The organism is Actinoplanes sp. 13 (genome assembly GCF_056134165.1).
Genome location: NZ_JBVYOQ010000029.1, coordinates 59,617 through 75,004, shown reverse-complemented (window position 1 = coordinate 75,004; position 15,388 = coordinate 59,617). Strand labels below are relative to the sequence as shown.

General features: G+C 70.9%; 12 protein-coding genes and 2 tRNA genes. 10 read left to right on the top strand and 4 right to left on the bottom strand.

The window, feature by feature from the left end:
- Positions 1-22: 22 nt before the first annotated feature.
- The 6 genes from AC0NH5_RS35575 (at position 23) to AC0NH5_RS35550 (ending at position 7,909) form a co-directional block, all read left to right on the top strand.
- Positions 23-1,693: a copper resistance CopC/CopD family protein gene (locus AC0NH5_RS35575; RefSeq protein WP_474411464.1), complete on the top strand. Its 1,671-nt coding sequence runs from the start codon at positions 23-25 to the stop codon at positions 1,691-1,693.
- 145 nt (positions 1,694-1,838) lie between these two features.
- The gene (locus tag AC0NH5_RS35570) at positions 1,839-5,009 is read left to right on the top strand and encodes a DNA polymerase III subunit gamma/tau domain-containing protein (RefSeq protein ID WP_474411463.1); all 3,171 of its coding nucleotides are present in this window, start codon (positions 1,839-1,841) and stop codon (positions 5,007-5,009) included.
- Positions 5,010-5,101: 92 nt separating this feature from the next.
- Positions 5,102-6,220: a winged helix DNA-binding domain-containing protein gene (locus AC0NH5_RS35565; RefSeq protein ID WP_474411462.1), complete on the top strand. Its 1,119-nt coding sequence runs from the start codon at positions 5,102-5,104 to the stop codon at positions 6,218-6,220.
- A 208-nt stretch (positions 6,221-6,428) separates the two neighbouring features.
- Positions 6,429-7,019: an oligoribonuclease gene (gene orn / locus AC0NH5_RS35560; RefSeq protein ID WP_474411461.1), complete on the top strand. Its 591-nt coding sequence runs from the start codon at positions 6,429-6,431 to the stop codon at positions 7,017-7,019.
- Between the two features lie 117 nt (positions 7,020-7,136).
- Positions 7,137-7,212 (top strand) — tRNA-His (locus tag AC0NH5_RS35555).
- 184 nt (positions 7,213-7,396) lie between these two features.
- Positions 7,397-7,909, top strand: coding sequence for a SigE family RNA polymerase sigma factor (locus tag AC0NH5_RS35550; RefSeq protein WP_474411460.1), 513 nt, complete (start codon positions 7,397-7,399; stop codon positions 7,907-7,909).
- A gap of 133 nt (positions 7,910-8,042) precedes the next feature.
- On the opposite strand, the gene AC0NH5_RS35545 is transcribed toward AC0NH5_RS35550, so the two are convergent.
- Positions 8,043-8,486, bottom strand: a complete 444-nt coding sequence (locus tag AC0NH5_RS35545) for a hypothetical protein (protein ID WP_474411459.1) — start codon at positions 8,484-8,486, stop codon at positions 8,043-8,045.
- Between the two features lie 100 nt (positions 8,487-8,586).
- Between AC0NH5_RS35545 and AC0NH5_RS35540 the strand changes: the two genes are divergently transcribed.
- Entirely contained in the window at positions 8,587-9,471 is an 885-nt protein-coding gene (locus tag AC0NH5_RS35540) for a DUF6461 domain-containing protein (protein WP_474411458.1), read from the top strand.
- A gap of 107 nt (positions 9,472-9,578) precedes the next feature.
- Here AC0NH5_RS35540 and AC0NH5_RS35535 read toward each other — a convergent pair whose 3' ends face one another.
- Positions 9,579-10,808 carry a L,D-transpeptidase gene (locus AC0NH5_RS35535; protein WP_474411457.1) on the bottom strand — a complete coding sequence of 410 codons (1,230 nt, stop codon included), beginning with the start codon at positions 10,806-10,808 and terminating at the stop codon, positions 9,579-9,581.
- 150 nt (positions 10,809-10,958) lie between these two features.
- Positions 10,959-12,197 carry a L,D-transpeptidase gene (locus AC0NH5_RS35530; protein WP_474411456.1) on the bottom strand — a complete coding sequence of 413 codons (1,239 nt, stop codon included), beginning with the start codon at positions 12,195-12,197 and terminating at the stop codon, positions 10,959-10,961.
- Between the two features lie 138 nt (positions 12,198-12,335).
- On the opposite strand from AC0NH5_RS35530, the gene AC0NH5_RS35525 reads away from it, so the two are divergent.
- Positions 12,336-12,408 (top strand) — tRNA-Lys (locus AC0NH5_RS35525).
- A gap of 131 nt (positions 12,409-12,539) precedes the next feature.
- Here AC0NH5_RS35525 and AC0NH5_RS35520 read toward each other — a convergent pair.
- Entirely contained in the window at positions 12,540-12,812 is a 273-nt protein-coding gene (locus AC0NH5_RS35520) for a hypothetical protein (protein WP_474411455.1), read from the bottom strand.
- A gap of 319 nt (positions 12,813-13,131) precedes the next feature.
- On the opposite strand from AC0NH5_RS35520, the gene AC0NH5_RS35515 reads away from it, so the two are divergent.
- Together AC0NH5_RS35515 and AC0NH5_RS35510 are read left to right on the top strand one after the other, a co-directional pair.
- Positions 13,132-14,175, top strand: coding sequence for a helix-turn-helix domain-containing protein (locus tag AC0NH5_RS35515; RefSeq protein WP_474411454.1), 1,044 nt, complete (start codon positions 13,132-13,134; stop codon positions 14,173-14,175).
- A complete protein-coding gene (locus tag AC0NH5_RS35510; protein WP_474411453.1) occupies positions 14,172-15,326 on the top strand; it encodes a hypothetical protein in 1,155 nt (384 codons plus the stop codon). Before AC0NH5_RS35515 ends, AC0NH5_RS35510 begins: the two co-directional genes overlap by 4 nt.
- Positions 15,327-15,388 lie beyond the last annotated feature (62 nt).

The window sequence follows — 15,388 nt, the reverse complement described above, 5'->3', positions numbered from 1 at the left end:
TTCATGACCGGAGAGGGAGGGCATGCCGAAAGTGGGCTACGCCAAGACTGACCGACGCCGGGTCTGGGCCGTGCTGGCCGGGCTGCTGCTCGGCCTCTTCGGCTCGCTGGTGACGGCGGCGCCGGCCGGCGCGCACGCCGCCCTGGTCGGCAGCGACCCCGGCAACGGCACGATCGTGCCGGACGCGCCGAACCGGGTCACCCTCACCTTCAGCGAGTCGGTGCAACTGCTCTCCGACAAGATCCGGGTGCTCGCCCCCGACGGCTCCCGGGCCGACCAGGGCGAGCCGACCGCCGCCGGCACGGTGGTGACGATCCCGCTGCGCTCCGGCAGCAGTCGCGGGACCTACCTGGTCAGCTACCGGGTGATCTCCGCCGACAGCCACCCGGTGGCGGGCACCATCAGCTTCTCGGTCGGCGCGGCCTCCACGCCGCCCACGGCGGCCGAGGACGACGTGCGGGCCGATCCGGTGGTCCGCACCCTCATTCCGATCGCCAAATATCTGGGGTACGCCGGACTCGTGCTGCTTGTGGGCCCGGTGCTGGTGCTGGCTCTGCTCTGGCCCCAGCGGCTGAGCCGGCGGGGACCCGGGCGACTGATCTGGACCGGGATCGGGCTGGTCGGCGTGAGCACCCTGCTCGGGTTGTGGCTGCAGGCGCCGTACACGCTGGGCACCGGGTTCTTCGATGTCGGGCTGGACGACCTGCGGGATGTGCTGGCCAGCACCTTCGGCGCGGTGATGCTGGTCCGGCTGGGCGTGGTGATCGCCGCGGCGTTCCTGCTGCGGCCGTTGCTGACCGGCCCGGCGGGCGGCGAGTCGAAGCTCGACCTGGCCCTGCTCGGCGTCCTCGGCGTGGCCGCCCTGGCCACCTGGCCGCTGACCGGGCATCCCACCGCGTCCCCGGTGGCCGGCGTCTCGGTGGTGATCGACGCGCTGCACCTGGCCGCGATGGCGGTGTGGCTGGGCGGCCTGGTCATGCTCTTCGGCTTCCTGCTGCGCCAGGCGAACGGGCGGGAACTCGGCGCGATCCTGCCGATCTGGTCCCGCTGGGCGGCCACCGCGGTCGGCGCCCTGGTCTTCGCCGGGGTGGTGCAGGCGCTGATCGAGGTGGCGTCGCTGGACGGTCTGGTCAACAGCACGTACGGCCGGCTGATCCTGGCCAAGGTCGCGATGGCCGCGCTGGTCATCGGGATCGCCGCGTACTCCCGGAAGCTGGTCCGGTCCAGGGCCGCCGAGGATTCGCCGGGGCCGCTGCGCCGCATCGTGCTGGCCGAGCTGGCGATCACCGCGGTGGTGCTGGGGGTCACCTCGGTGCTGGTGCAGATCCCGCCGCCACGGACCGCCGAGGCGGCCGAGGTGGGCGCCACCAGCACCACCGTCACGCAGATGCTCACCTCGGACAAGATGTCGCTGCAGGTGGACGTCTTCCCGGCCACCGTGGGCAACAACTCGATCCATCTGTACGCCTACACCCCGGACAGCAAGCCGCTGCCGGTGGTCGAGTGGAAGGCGACCGCGGCGCTCACCGCGAAGGGCATCGAGCCGATCGAGATACCGCTGCTGCGGATCACCGACTTCCACGCGATCGGCGACATCGCGCTGCCCGCGGCGGGGGAGTGGACCTTCAAGTTCACCGCCCGGACCAGTGAGATCGACCAGTCGACGCTGACCATGACGGCCACCATCAACTGATCTTCAAAGCGTGTACGGCCCGGTCCCGGAAGGGGCCGGGCCGTTGTCATATCTCTATCGGAGGCCACCGTGCCTGTTTGACCACTTTGGTGTTATTTGAGTCTGTATGGTCCCCGCAGTACGGCCCGGGAAGGGGGAGAGACAGATGCGGGTGTTCCGCACGATCCTCGGCATGCTGTTACTGACCATCGGACTACCCGCGCTGCTCGCCGGCGGCGGACTGTGGGCGCTGATGCAGCACCGTGACCCCGGCGGAGCGTTCAGCGGCAGGCTGACCAGCGCCGCGGTGCCCGGGTACGCCGTCGTGGTGCCCGACATCGACCGGCTGCTGCGCGACGACGCCCCGTTCACCCGGGTCGGCTCCACCCGCCTCCGGCTCTCCGCGATCACCGTGGCCGGTCCCGCCTTCGTCGGCCTCGCCCCCACCGCCGACGTGCAGCGCTACCTGGCCGGCGTCCCGCACAACCGGGTCGACGCCGTCGACATCGGCACCGGCCCCCTCCCGATCACCGCCGGCCGGGTCCCCGGGCGGCTCGCCCCGGCCGGGCCGCCCGCACGCCAGCCGTTCTGGACGCTCTCCGGGGACGGCCAGCTCAGCTGGACACCCGGCAAGCTCACCGGCGGCCCGTACAGCCTGGTCCTGATGGACCCGGCGGCCAAACCGGTCAACCGCCTCGGCGCGGCCGCCGAGGTGTGGCCGAGCTGGCTGAACTCCAGCGCCTGGGGCCTGCTCACCCTCGGCACCCTGCTGGTGATGACCAGCGTGATCGTGCTGGCCTGGCCCGGGCGCCGCCGCGAGATCGTCTACGTCGTCGAACCCAGCCAGGTACCCGACCTGATCAAAGCCATCGGGGCCCCCCTGCCGCTGCCCACCGGCCCGGCCCTGCCGCCCGGCGGCGGGCGCCCCGGCGGAGCACACCGCCCGCGTACGCTCGCCGACTCCCGGCCCAGCCGCCCGCCCGCACTCCCGCAGTTCTCCTGGCCCCCGCGCTCCGGTCCCGGCGCCTCGGGTGGCGGCGCGGCCGCCCCCGCCTCCTCCGCGCTGGCCCTCGCCCCGGCACCCACTCCCGTCCTGGAACCGCCCGCCGACAGCGCGCCGGCCGGCGCGCACACCCCCGCGCCCGGCAAGCCGCTGAACCTGCTCAACGGGACCCCGGCCCTGTCCGGCCTGCAGCCGGCCCCGCCACCGGCCCGCCGCAGCGAACGCCGGCGCGCACCGGCCCCCAACGACCTGCCCGAGTTCCACGCCACCGCGGTCGGCGCGTGGGTCGCGGCCACCGCCCCGGAGCGGGCCCGCCAGACCGAGGCGCGCGCGGCGGCCCGCCTGGCCGAGGCCGCCCGCAAGTCGGCGGTGGGCAAATCTGCGACGGGCAAGCCACCGGTGGTCAAGCCGCCGGCGGGGGGCAGACCGGCGCCGGCCCAGGGTGGACCGCGGGGCGATGCAGCCGTGGCGGGCGTCCCGGCCGCCGCACCGCGCACGCGGACCGCGGGGGAGCAGCGCACCGGCGAGGCCGCCGACCACGTCGAGACCCCGGCGAAGCCCACGATCCAGGCGCAGCCTGCGACCCGCGCCCAGCCTACGACCGACGCCCGGCCTGCGACCGACGCCCAGCCTGACACTGAGACGCAGGCTCGCACTGAGGCGCAGCCTCTCACCGAGGCGCCGGCAAAGCTTCCCACTGAGGCGAAGTCCGAGGGGCAGACCGAGCCGGGCAGTGACGCTGAACTCGAGAACCCGAAGGAGGACGAGCGTCCGCGCATCGCCCTGCACACCGGGCCGGCGGTCACCGACTGGACGGCCACCGGGCTGACCCGGCTGGGTACCAGCCGGGCCGGCCAACCCGGCAAGGAAGCCGCCGTGGAGCCGAAGCCGGCGGAGCCCAGGACCGCGACGCAGCCGGAAGAGAAGGAATCGGCTCGGGGCACAGCTTCGAGCAGGAGCGATGGAAAGGCCGACGCGATGCCGACGAAGGCGACCACGGCGCCCGCGCCGCCGATCGAAGACCCCGCGCCGCCGGCCGAGGGCCCTGGGTCGGGCGATGCCGAACCGGAGAAGTCGGACGGTCCGAAGCGGCCCATCGTTCCGTTCCCCAGCCGCCCGGCGAACCAGGCCGAAGTCACCGGGACGGCCGAGGCCGCCCCGAAGACCACGCCGGAGCCGGTCGGGCAGGTCCCGCCGGGCCGGGCGTCTATGCACGCGATGGAGTCCGGGCGCCCTGCAGACGGCGCCCCCCTGCCCTCCGCGGCTGCCACCGCTGCCACGGTGCCGGCACAGCCCGAGCCGGCCGCGACGGTGCCGGCGCAGCCCGAGCAGGCCGCGACGGTGCCGGCGCAGCCCGAGCAGGCCGCGACGGTGCCGGCACAGCCCGAGCAGGCTGAGCCGGTGCCGGCACAGCCCGGACAGGTTGAGCCGGCGATGAAGGGACAGCCGGAGCAGACGCAGCGAGCGTCGATGCACGCGGTCGAGCTCGACGGCCCGGTCAAGGTCCCGGCGACCGGCAGGAAGACCGGGCGTGCGGACAACCCGCTGTCCCGCGCGCAGGACCGGGCGGCAGGCAAGCCGGCCGGCGTCGGCGCCGCCCGGCAGCAGACCGGGACCCGGCGTGCCCCGGCGGCGTGGATCAAAGCCGCCGAGACGGTAGCCGCTCGGGTCGCCCGCGTCACCGATCAGCAGCCGTCCGAGGCAGCGGCGAAGGCCATCGAAGCGGCGCGGGCCGTGGAGACGGCGCCGACCACCGCGACAGCCCGCGCGGCGCAGCTGGCCGACGAGGCGCCCGCCAAGCGCGCCGCCGAGGACGCCGACGGTGCCGGGCGGGCAGTCGCCGGGCGGGTGCCCCGTCCGGCGAGCACCCCCGCGAAGCCGGCCACGACGCTCGGCCCGCGTCCCGCCGGCCCTCGGCCGTCGGAGCCCGCAGCTCAGGTCCCGCCGCGCAAGGTGCGGACCAGCCCGCAAACCGCACCGAAGCCGAGCCAGCGAGCGAGCACGGCACCCAAGCCCCCAGCACCCAAGCCCCCAGCACTCAAGGACGGGGCGCTCAAGGACGCCGCGCCCAAGGACGCCGCACCCAAGGACGCCACACCCAAGGACGCCGCACCGACCATTGCGCCGGCGTCTTCCGGGAAGGCAGAACCGCCCGCCGCCAAGGCCCCCGCGAAGTCCAAGCCCGGTTCACGGATCCTCAGCTACCGGGAGGAGGCCGCCGAACTGCTCGCCGGCAGCACGGAGCGGCGCCGCCGCCGAACCATCGCCGGCCGTCCGGAAGACCGCACGGGGACAGACCGCGAGCAGCCCAAGGACAGTCAGCGAAGCAGCTGACCACCGCGCACACCGAAGCGGGCCACCCTGAGGGTGGCCCGCCCGCTACATTCCGGCCGGAAACTGGCCTCTATCGGTCCTACCGTCATCTCATGAGAGTCCTCACCACCCGCGAGCTGAACCGGACCTTTCTGCACCGGCAGATGCTCGGCGAGCGGACCCCCCGCCCGGCCGCCGACATCGTCGAGCGCCTCGTCGCCCTCCAGGGCCAGGAACCGGACTCGCCCTACCTGAGCCTCTGGGCGCGGTCGGAGAGCTTCCGGCTGGACGATCTGACCGGGCTGCTGACCGATCGCCAGGTGGTGCGCAGCGCGCTGCTGCGGGGCACCCAGCATCTGAGCGCGAGCGCCGACTACCCCTGGCTGCGGCCCACGATCCAACCGGCGCTGGACCGGTTCGCCGGCCGCGGCGGCAACCTCGCCGGCGTCGACCCGGAGAAGTTCACCGAGATCGCACGTGAGGTGCTGGCCGAGGGCCCGGTGACCCGGCCGGAGTTGTCCCGTCGCCTGGTCGAGCGGTTCCCCGGAGTCGATGCCAAGGCGCTTTCGTACGTCGTACATCTGCGGTTGCCGTTGCTGCACCCGCCGCCGTCCGGAACCTGGCGGCACCGGGGCCGAGTCGCGTGTGTGCTCGCCGAGGACTGGCTCGGGCGTCCGCTGAACCCGGCGCCGAGTCCGGAGACGCTGGTCCGGCGCTATCTGGCGGCGTTCGGCCCGGCGTCCGTGAAGGACATCCAGACCTGGTCGGGTCTGACCAAACTGAGCGGCCTGCTGCCGGCGATGCGGTTGCGGACCTTCAAGGACGAGACCGGGATCGATCTGTACGACCTACCGGACGCCCCGTTGCTCGATGCGGACGCCCCGGCGCCCGTGGTGTTCCTGCCCGAGTTCGACAACGCCGTGCTCGGGCATGCCGACCGTGCCCGGATCCTCCGTCCGGGTGACCGGGCGATCGTCATGCCGGGCTGGTCGATCGTGCGGCCGACCGTCCTGATCGACGGCTTCGTGGGCGCGATCTGGGCGCTGATCGGCACCACGCTGAGCATCGCCCCGTTCCGTCCGCTCGGGGCGGCCGATCGGGCGGCGGTGGAGGCGCAGGCCGAGCGGCTGCTGGCGTTCGCCCTGCCGGATGCCGCCGCAGACGTCGATATCCGGTGGGTGGAGACCGGCGGCGTCGCGATCGACCGGTCCTGGCTGCCGCCACGGAATTGAAAGGGCCCTTCACGCTGCCGACGTGAAGGGCCCTTTACCGGGGGGAACGGAGTAACCGAAGGGGGGCTTCGTCCGTTAAGTACGACTTTACCCGGCAATCGGCCAAGTGGGAAGTCTCGGGTATGAAGGGGACAAACGACGCGAAGGCGTGCCGCGATCGGCCGTAGGCGTCAAACAGGAGCCCCTCGCCCGGCGTAGTCTGGACGCCGTGGCGGATCTTCTTGTGTGGATCGACTGTGAGATGACCGGCCTCGACCTGGGCAAGGACAAGCTCATCGAGGTCGCGGCGCTGGTCACCGATCCGGAGCTCAACGTGCTCGGCGAGGGCGTCGACCTGGTCATCCATGCCGATGACGCGGCGTTGGACGCGATGCCCCCGGTGGTGCGCGACATGCACGCCAAGTCCGGCCTGACCGACGAGGTCCGCCGCTCGGCGATCACCATGGCCGAGGCCGAGGAGGCCGTCCTCGCCTACATCCGGGAGTTCGTGCCCAACCCCCGGACCGCCCCGCTGTGCGGCAACTCGATCGCCACCGACCGCGGCTTCCTGGCCCGCGACATGCCGGCGCTCGACGCCCACCTGCACTACCGGATGATCGACGTCTCCTCGATCAAGGAGCTGTGCCGCCGGTGGTACCCCCGGGTGTACTTCGGTCAGCCCGCCAAGGGCCTGTCGCACCGGGCGCTCGCCGACATCCGGGAGAGCATCCGCGAGCTGGAGTACTACCGGCGAACCATCTTCGTGCCCCAGCCGGGCCCGGACGTCGAGGCCGCCAAGGCAGTCGCCGCCGACTTGTGAGGCGCGCCGGGAACCCGCTCGACGGCACCGGCCGGGGTGTGGCTATGATTGTCCGGCACAGCGGGGATGGTTTCCCGTGGGTGTGGTGGTAGCAAGGCATAGTGGTAGCAAGACATGGTGGTCGTAGCTCAGCTGGTAGAGCACCGGGTTGTGGTCCCGGGGGTCGCGGGTTCAAGTCCCGTCGATCACCCCAGTCAAGTGCGAAAGGCTCGGTCTTCGGACCGGGCCTTTCGCCGTTGTAGGCACTGCGTCGTCGCGGGGTGTGTGAAAAAAGTTCTCGGGCAGCGGGCAACCTTTTCCGGGTCGCCGGACCACTGGGGTGTGGATCAACCTTCGTTCCCTCGCGAGACTCCCCTGACGGTCAGGAAACAGCCGCCTTGTCCGATGCCGAACTCGCCTTCCGGCGCTTCTTCGACGACCATCACACCGATCTCTCCCGGCTCGCCTATCTGGTGACCGGTGACTCGCAGGCCGCCGACGACCTGGCCGCCGACGCGTTCGTGGAGGTGTGGCGGCACTGGGAACGCGTACAGGCGGCGCAGAGCCCCATCGCGTACGCCCGCGGCATCGTGGCCAACCTGACCCGCCAGTGGATCAAGAAGCAGAGCCGGGAACGCGCCGGTCTGCTGCGTCTGGGCCTGCTGCGCCGCGAGCGCGGCGAGAGCGACACCGCGGCAGTGCTCGATGTGCGAGCGGCCCTGCGGCGACTTCCGCTGCGGCGTCGCGAGTGCGTCATCCTGCGGTACGCCTTCGACGTGCCGGAACGGGAGGTCGCCTCGATCCTGGGCATCTCGGTCGGCGCGGTGAAGAGCCACACCTCGCGCGGTGCCGCCCAGCTGAGCGAATACCTGCACGGCATGCCGCTGATGACGGGCGGCCACCATGGCTGAGTCACCACGCAACCCGGTCGAGCACAGCGTGTGAACTTCGGGTGCGTATCGAGCCTCAAGTCCCCACACGTCGGGGTGGAGCAGTGTGTAGGGAACTTCGGGTGCGTATCGAGCCCTGAGTCGGCACGGGGGCTCAGCGGACTGATTCGAGGCCGCTCTCGCCGCAGATCTTCGACATCTCGGCGGCGGCGCCGCTGACCGCGGCGATGGCGTCCGGCTCCGCGGGCCGGCCGCGTTCGGCAAGCGCTGTCGCGTAAGCCTCGGCCAGCGCGGTGGCCGCGTCGGCCACCGGAGCGTCGGCGGTGGCGCTGCTGTGCGTTATCTCGTCCACGACGCCGGCGTCCATCAGGGTCGCGTCCCGGAGCGCGCCCGCGACCTGCCGGCAGGCGATCAGCCCGGGTGGGTCGTCCACCGGCGCGGAATCGATGCTCGGGCTCGGTGCGGCGCCGGAAACGGCCGCGTCACCACCGGTGCCGGTGACGGGGCCGGTGTCGGGCGCGCCGGTGCCGGCGGTGTCGCTGGAGCAGGCGCCGGCCAGCAGGATCAGCCCGACGGCGAAGGGGGCGATTCTCGCCATACCGGTCAGGCTACGGTCGCCGGTGACCCGCCGGACCCGGAATTCGATCATGCCTGGTGGGGCCCTGGCAGGTGGCGTCGCCGTGGTGCATGATCGCCGGATGGTTGCAGCGAGTGCCGACGACTACGCCTGGTTCACCGAGCAGTGCGCGGAGCTGGCGGACGCGTATTGCCTGACCCTCGTGCGCGGCCGTACGCCGGACGAGGTGATCGACCTGCTCGGCGGTGTCGGGGCGACCGTGACCATCGGGATCCGGCGGGTGCCGGGCCTGGACAGCGCCGGATCGCAGCCCCGGTGGGTGCCGGGCCCGGACGGTGCCGGGTCGCAGCCCGATGGCCGGGTGGTCGCGGCGACCGGGTTCGGTGATTGGACGCTGATCGTCGAGCCGCGCGCAGCCCGGGACGCCGCTGATCCGGGGCTGCGGACGCTGTCCCGGGGCACGGTGCTGGTCTCGCACTGTGACAGCGAGAGCGCCGATGCACGTTTCGTGTGGCTGCGCGACGGCGAGGTGCTGCTCGACTTCGACCCGGCCGGTGCGGGAACGCGGCGGGGATGTGAGCCGGACGGGCTGGTCGAGGTGCTGGAGAAGCTCGGGTTCGACCTGGGCGAGGAGGACTCCGACGGCACCGATGCGGGGTGGGCCGGGGACGCCCGGTACCGGGAGCGGATGCTTGCCCTGGGCGAGCAGCTCACCGGCGTACACCTGACTCTTGCGGCTCTGGAGACCGCGACCTGGCGGTGGGTCACCCTGCTGGAATCGGCAGGCGCCGGGCCGGCGGCCACCCGGCCGGCGGTGATCCCCGCGCCGCGCCCGGTTCCGCAGCGTCGCTGGTCGCGGGGGGAGAAGTGGGACGAGGAGTACGAGATCGACGACGAGGGCGACCACCGCGAGGACGACGGGGACGAGGGTGACCCGGAGGAGCGGGAGTGGCCACGCCTGGTGGTCGCCTCGGCGCGGCGGCTCGGCCGCCTCTTCCGCGGCTAGCAAGCAGCAAGGCGACGCGGGCTGAAAGAATCCGCCGGCAGCAGGAAGGCTGGAAAGACCGCGGGCCCGGTCGACAGGACCAGGCCCGCGTCACGCCGGGGGAGCCGTCAGTTGAGGGCGCTGCCCTTCTTGTACTCCGCCCAGCTCATGTTCCAGTCGGTCCAGCCGTTGCCGTTCTTCAGCTTCTCCTCGGTGCCGGAGACCGTGATCACGTCGCCCATCATGGTGCGGTCGAAGAGCCACTTGCCCATCGCCATCGAGACGTTGACGCAGCCGTGGGAGACGTTGCTGCGGCCCTGCACACCCTCGGACCAGGGGGCGGCGTGGATGAACTGGCCGCTCCAGGTGATCCGCTGCGCGTAGTCGATCTCGGTGCGGTAGCCCTCCTCGGGGCCCAGCTCGTCGAGCGTGTCGAAGACGGTGTGTTCCTTCTTCTCGATGACGACCATGGTGCCGCTCGAGGAGGGAGTCTTCGGCTTGCCGAGGCTCACCGGGATCGTCTTGATGACCTTGCCGTCCTGCTTGACGGTCATCTTCTTCGTCTTGTTCGACACGGTCATGACCAGCGCGCGGCCGATCTTCATGTCGACGGTGAGGTCGGAGCGCCCGTACCACCCGTCGCCCATCTTCACACCCTTGAGCTGCACCTTGTAGAAGACCTTGGAACCGGCCTTCCAGTAGTCCTTGGTCCGGTAGCGCACCTCGGTGGGGCTGGCCCAGTGCCAGGTGCCCTCCTGGGCCGGCGTGGCGGTCACCACCATCCGGCGTTCGACCTCCGCCCGGTACTTCTCCGGGATCGACCGCCCGAACCTGATGATCAGCGGCATGCCGACGCCGACGGTCTGGTCGTCACCGAGGAAGCTGGTCACGCGCACCAGGTTCTTCGGCTTCTTCATCGTGGTGAACGAGCTGGTGACGGTGCTGTTCTTGCCCTCGGCCTCGGGGCCGTCCACGGTCACCGTGTATTTCTTGCCCCAGTCCATCGACTCGCTCGGGCGCCAGACGTTGTCGTCCTTGTCGACCGTGCCCTTGACTTCCTCGCCCTCGGCGTCGGTGACCTTGACGGTGGTGCTGTCCGGGTCCTCGCTGTTGTACTTCACCTCGGACCAGGCCTCGACGTCGGTGGCGTCCTGCGCGGGAGAGGTCACCGCGACCGTGCTCAGCGTCGGCTCCGGCGAGGGGGCCTCCGCCGAGGGTGCGGTGCCGTTTCCGCCGCCCTGCCACGACGGCGAGTCGTCGCCGCCGCTGCACGCGGCCGTCAGCAGCAGCGTGCCGGTCAGCAGCGCGGCCACGGTCAGGCGCCAGTGGCGCCGACCGGCTCGGCGACTTGCATCCATCTCCACGGTCCCCTCACGGCGTCGTTCTCCGGCGCCCAGTGTGCTCCAAAAACGCCGGTTGACCAATCCCGGGTTCGTGCCGCGCCCGGTCTCGTCCCATTGACGTACCCCGTGCGGGGACGGGATCCACCCGGCGTCGCCGAACGAGGGTCACCCGAGGTTGTCGGGCACCTCCAGCGCGCTTCCCTCGGCGAACTTCTCCCAGCTCACGTCCCAAGGCGTCCAGCCGTTGCCGTATTCCAGCTTGTCCTCGGTGCCCTTCACGGTGACCGGGTCACCGACGAGGGTCTTGTCGAACAGCCATCGCGCGTTGGACGGGGACACGTTGACGCATCCGTGCGACACGTTGCGGCGACCTTGATCACCCACCGACCACGGGGCGGAGTGGATGTACTGACCGCTCCAGGTCAGGCGCTGCGCGTATTGGATCTCGGTGCGGTAGCCCTCAGCGCCGTCGGTGTCGGTGGTGTCGAAGACGGTGTCTGCCATCTTCTGCATCACCACCATCGTGCCGCTGGACGACGGGGTGCTCTTCTTGCCGAGGCTGACCGGCATCGTCTTGACCGTCTTACCGTCCTGGACCACGGTCATCTTCTTCGACTTGTTGTCGACCTTCATCTCGAACTGGCGGCCGATCTTGGAAGTCGCCGACCGGTCCCGGTCGCCGTAGATGCCGTCGCCGGTGGGCAGGCCGCCGACCGCGATCCGGACCTTCAGCGTGGTGCCCGGCTTCCAGAACTGCGGGGCGCGGTAGTACGCCTGCGTGCCGCTCGCCGTCCACGACCAGGTGCCGGGCTGCGGCGGATCGGTCTGCACGAACATCCGCTTCTGCACCGCGGCACGGTTCGCCTTCTTGATGCCCGGGTTGAACTCGACCACCACCGGCATGGCCACGCCGTAGGTGTTGCCGTCGAACAGGTACAGCCCGGTGCCGGTGCGGCGGCCCGGCGCCCCCATCGTGGTGAACGAGGTCGTGGCGGTGGTGCTGGCGCCGTCCTTGCCCGTGGCGACGACGGTTGCCTCGTACGTCTGCTTGGTCTTCAGCGGCTTGCTCGGCACCCAGCTGGAACCGTCCTCGCGCATCTCGCCGGCGACGGCCTTGCCCTTGGCGTCCTTGAGGGTGACCGAGGTCACCTCGCCGCCGCTCACCTTCAGCCCGATCTCGGAGCTCACCGGCACGTTCTTCTTGTCCTTCGCCGGTGTGATGGTCAGCGCCACCGGCTCGGCGATCGTCGTGCTCTCGGTGACCGGCGCCGGGGCGCCGGCCGACGAGCTCGCCGTGGTGCCGGGCTCGGCGAAGGTCGGCTCTGTGTCGTCGCCACACGCGGTGAGGGGGGCGATCAGGGCAATCGCCATGATCGCCGCAAGGGAGCGGCGGAGGTCAGCCATCGTCGGGCCCCGTTCTGGAGTTCTCAGCGCAGACATACTGACTCATGGACGCAAATCGCGGGTCCCCCTTGAGGTGGGAACTGGCCGATTTCAGGGATCTTCGCGGCCCGTGCTAACGTTTCTTTCGTTGCACGGCGAGCGTCGCTAGCTCAACTGGCAGAGCAGCGGACTCTTAATCCGCGGGTTGTAGGTTCAAGTCCTACGCGACGCACTCTCTCCACGCACCACAGCTCCACCCAAGGCCCCGACTGACCGTCGGGGCCTTTTCCATCTGTCCCGCCCCACCCCGCCCCGGCGCTTCGCCGACCGGCGCCGGTGCCGATCGGCGAAGGGGGACCCTCGTCAGGTCCGGGCGGACACCACCATCGAGGCGATCAGCATGAAAAGGATCATCGAGACGAGGATGATGCTGCCGACTGCCGCGGTGGCCGCCCGGATCACTTCGCGGAACGGGCCGAGGGCAGTGCTGAGCAGCCGGATCGCGAGGACCGTGAGAACGGCTGCCATCAGCAGGAGCGCGACCAGGCCGCCGGAGTTGTCCGCGGCCGCGGTCGCGGCCTGACTCACCGGAACAGCGGACTTCGGGATGACTGCGTCGAGAGTTACCGTAAGCATGGTTGTCTTCCCTCTGCTGAGCGGGACGGATTACCTGCAACGTCCTCGGTGGCCGCCGGGGGCGTTGCTGCTTGTCGGTGCGCATTCGACGTGCCGATGGGCTGCGGGGGCGCTCGTGCGGATGGGCTCATCGGACCTCCTCGACCCTTCCTTAACCATGGTTAAGGCTTGAGGTGTCTTCAGGCTAAACTTCAGTAATCAGCTGAAGCAACGAGTTGGTCACAGACTTGGCAGGGTCCTCGACGCGACATCTGTGACCGCTAAGTTCGAGATCATTTCCGGTTCAGTGCCCTCATGAACATCGCTGAAGGGCGGCGTGATGACCCATCCCGGTGTTGAGGCGCTGGCACGGCGGCTACGGGACCTGCGTGCGAGTCTGAAGCTGAAGCAGCCGGTGCTCGCCCGGGCACTCGACGTCAGCGTGCCGTTGATCTCGTCCTGGGAGAACGGCAAGGCGGTGCCGCCGCTGGAGCGTCTCGAGGGCTACGCGCGGTTCTTCGCTGTGGACGGAGCTGTGGACAAAGCGCGGCGCGGCGTCGACAGCTTCGACGACAGCGAGCTCGAACGATTTCGGGACCTGCGGAGCGAATTGCTCGACCTTCGTCCGCCCGGCGCTGTTCTCAACGGTGATCTGACCACCCGGGCGCCGCAGGAAGGGCTCTGGCACTTCACCGACCGGGCGCCGATCACGCTCGCGTGTGCCGCGCTGCCGCCCAGCCTGCGCGCGGACGAGCATTACACCGATCCGGAAAGTCCGGATTACATCGAGTTGTATACCTATGCTGACCTGGACGCCCTGATGGAGTTGTACGGCCATCTGGTGGCCGCCAACCCCGGTGTCGTCATTGTCCGCAAACTTGCTGAGCAGCTCACGCCGAACGATCTCACCAACCACCTCGTACTCCTGGGCGGGGTGGACTGGAACCCCGTAACCGGCAGTGTGATCGAGGCGTTGGAGGTTCCCGTGAGCCAGGAACGGCGCGAGGGTGACCCCGACATCGGCGCGTTCCGGGTTCAGGACGGAGCCGGCGAGCAGATCTTCCGTTCCGTGCTGGCCGGCCGGCCGCCGCGCGCCCGGCTGGTCCAGGACGTCGCCCACTTCTGCCGCGGCCCGAATCCGTTCAACCAGAAGCGGACGGTCACCATCTGCAACGGCAACTACGGCCGTGGCACGCTCGCGGCGGTGCGTGCGCTCACCGACCCCCGGTTCCGCGACCGCAACCGCCGGCACGTGGAGCGGCGCTTCGACCTCGGCGCGACGTTCAGCGTGCTGGCCCGGGTCGACATCGTGCAGGGGACGATCATCACGCCGGACTGGACCCGGGACGGCACCGTGCTGCACGAGTGGCCGCGGACGGCATGACCGCACGCGCGCTGTCGCGGCCCTTGCGCGCCGAGCCCGTGCAGCCGCCGGCCGGCCGGATCGGTCACCGGTTCTCGCACCGGGAGCTGCTCGCGTTCCCCGAGCCGCGGGAGCCGGGCGACGTGCCGGCGATCGTGGTGCCCACCATCCGCAACCCGGCCGCGATCCGGGACGCCCTGCGGCTCGGCAACGAGCTGAACCGGCCGGTCATAGCCCTGTGCAGCCGATGGTCGTCGCCGGAGACGGTGCGCCGGGAGGCCGAGATGGTCGGCGCCCACGTGATCGCCGTCGAGGTGACCGGGCACGCCGGCCTGCCGGCGTTCGCCGCCGACGCGCTCGTCCGCGAGGCGGGGCTGGTCGGGCTGGACCGCCCCAACGACGTCAGCCGCAAGCGCAACCTGGGCATCGTCGTCGCCCGGATGCTGGGCTGGCCGGGCGTGGTGTTCCTCGACGACGACATCACCGACCTGCAGCCGGACTCGATCCGCGCCGCCGCGGGCCTGCTCGCCACCCATCACGTCGCCGCGCTGCAGAACGTCGGTTTTCCGGACAACTCCGTGGTCTGTCACGCCCTGCGCGAGGTGGGCGAGACCCAGGACACGTTCGTGGGCGGTGGCGCGATGGCCGTCCGGGTCGGCGCGCAGACGCCGTTCTTCCCGACCATCTACAACGAGGACTGGCTGTTCCTGGTGGGCCGCCGGCGCATCGAGCGGGTCGCGGTCTGCGGCAAGGTCAGCCAGCGGGAGTACGACCCGTACCTCACCCCGGAGCGGGCCCGCACCGAGGAGTTCGGCGACGTGCTGGCGGAGGGCCTGTTCGCGCTCGCCGGCGAGGACCGTCCGGCGCAGGCGGCCACCGAGGAGTACTGGCGGGCCTTCCTCGCCGACCGGGCCCGGATGATCGACCGGATCCTGGGCAAGGTGCACCGGGTGCCCGACGCGGACCGGCGGCACCGGATGACGCAGGCGCTGATCGGGGCGAAGGGGCGCTGCATGGTCATCGATCCGGCGTTCTGCGTGCGCTATCTGGCGGCCTGGCGGGACGACCTCGACAACTGGCGGAAGTTCCTCGCCGGGCTGCCGCGGCACCGCGATCCGGCCGAGGCTTTCGTCGCCCGGGGCCTGAAAGTTTTCGAACACACCCCTCGGTAGTTTCGGGCCTTGATGTCGAAACGATTCACCCCGGCCCAGTCCACACCGCTTCCGAAACTTTC

Coding starts and splice junctions, on each gene's coding strand:
- AC0NH5_RS35515 (WP_474411454.1), top strand. CDS start 13,132: ATGACCCATCCCGGTGTTGAGGCGCTGGCACGGCGGCTACGGGACCTG.
- AC0NH5_RS35510 (WP_474411453.1), top strand. CDS start 14,172: ATGACCGCACGCGCGCTGTCGCGGCCCTTGCGCGCCGAGCCCGTGCAG.
- AC0NH5_RS35545 (WP_474411459.1), bottom strand. CDS start 8,486: ATGGCGAGAATCGCCCCCTTCGCCGTCGGGCTGATCCTGCTGGCCGGC.
- AC0NH5_RS35520 (WP_474411455.1), bottom strand. CDS start 12,812: ATGCTTACGGTAACTCTCGACGCAGTCATCCCGAAGTCCGCTGTTCCG.
- AC0NH5_RS35530 (WP_474411456.1), bottom strand. CDS start 12,197: ATGGCTGACCTCCGCCGCTCCCTTGCGGCGATCATGGCGATTGCCCTG.
- AC0NH5_RS35535 (WP_474411457.1), bottom strand. CDS start 10,808: ATGGATGCAAGTCGCCGAGCCGGTCGGCGCCACTGGCGCCTGACCGTG.
- AC0NH5_RS35540 (WP_474411458.1), top strand. CDS start 8,587: ATGGTTGCAGCGAGTGCCGACGACTACGCCTGGTTCACCGAGCAGTGC.
- AC0NH5_RS35575 (WP_474411464.1), top strand. CDS start 23: ATGCCGAAAGTGGGCTACGCCAAGACTGACCGACGCCGGGTCTGGGCC.
- AC0NH5_RS35570 (WP_474411463.1), top strand. CDS start 1,839: ATGCGGGTGTTCCGCACGATCCTCGGCATGCTGTTACTGACCATCGGA.
- AC0NH5_RS35565 (WP_474411462.1), top strand. CDS start 5,102: ATGAGAGTCCTCACCACCCGCGAGCTGAACCGGACCTTTCTGCACCGG.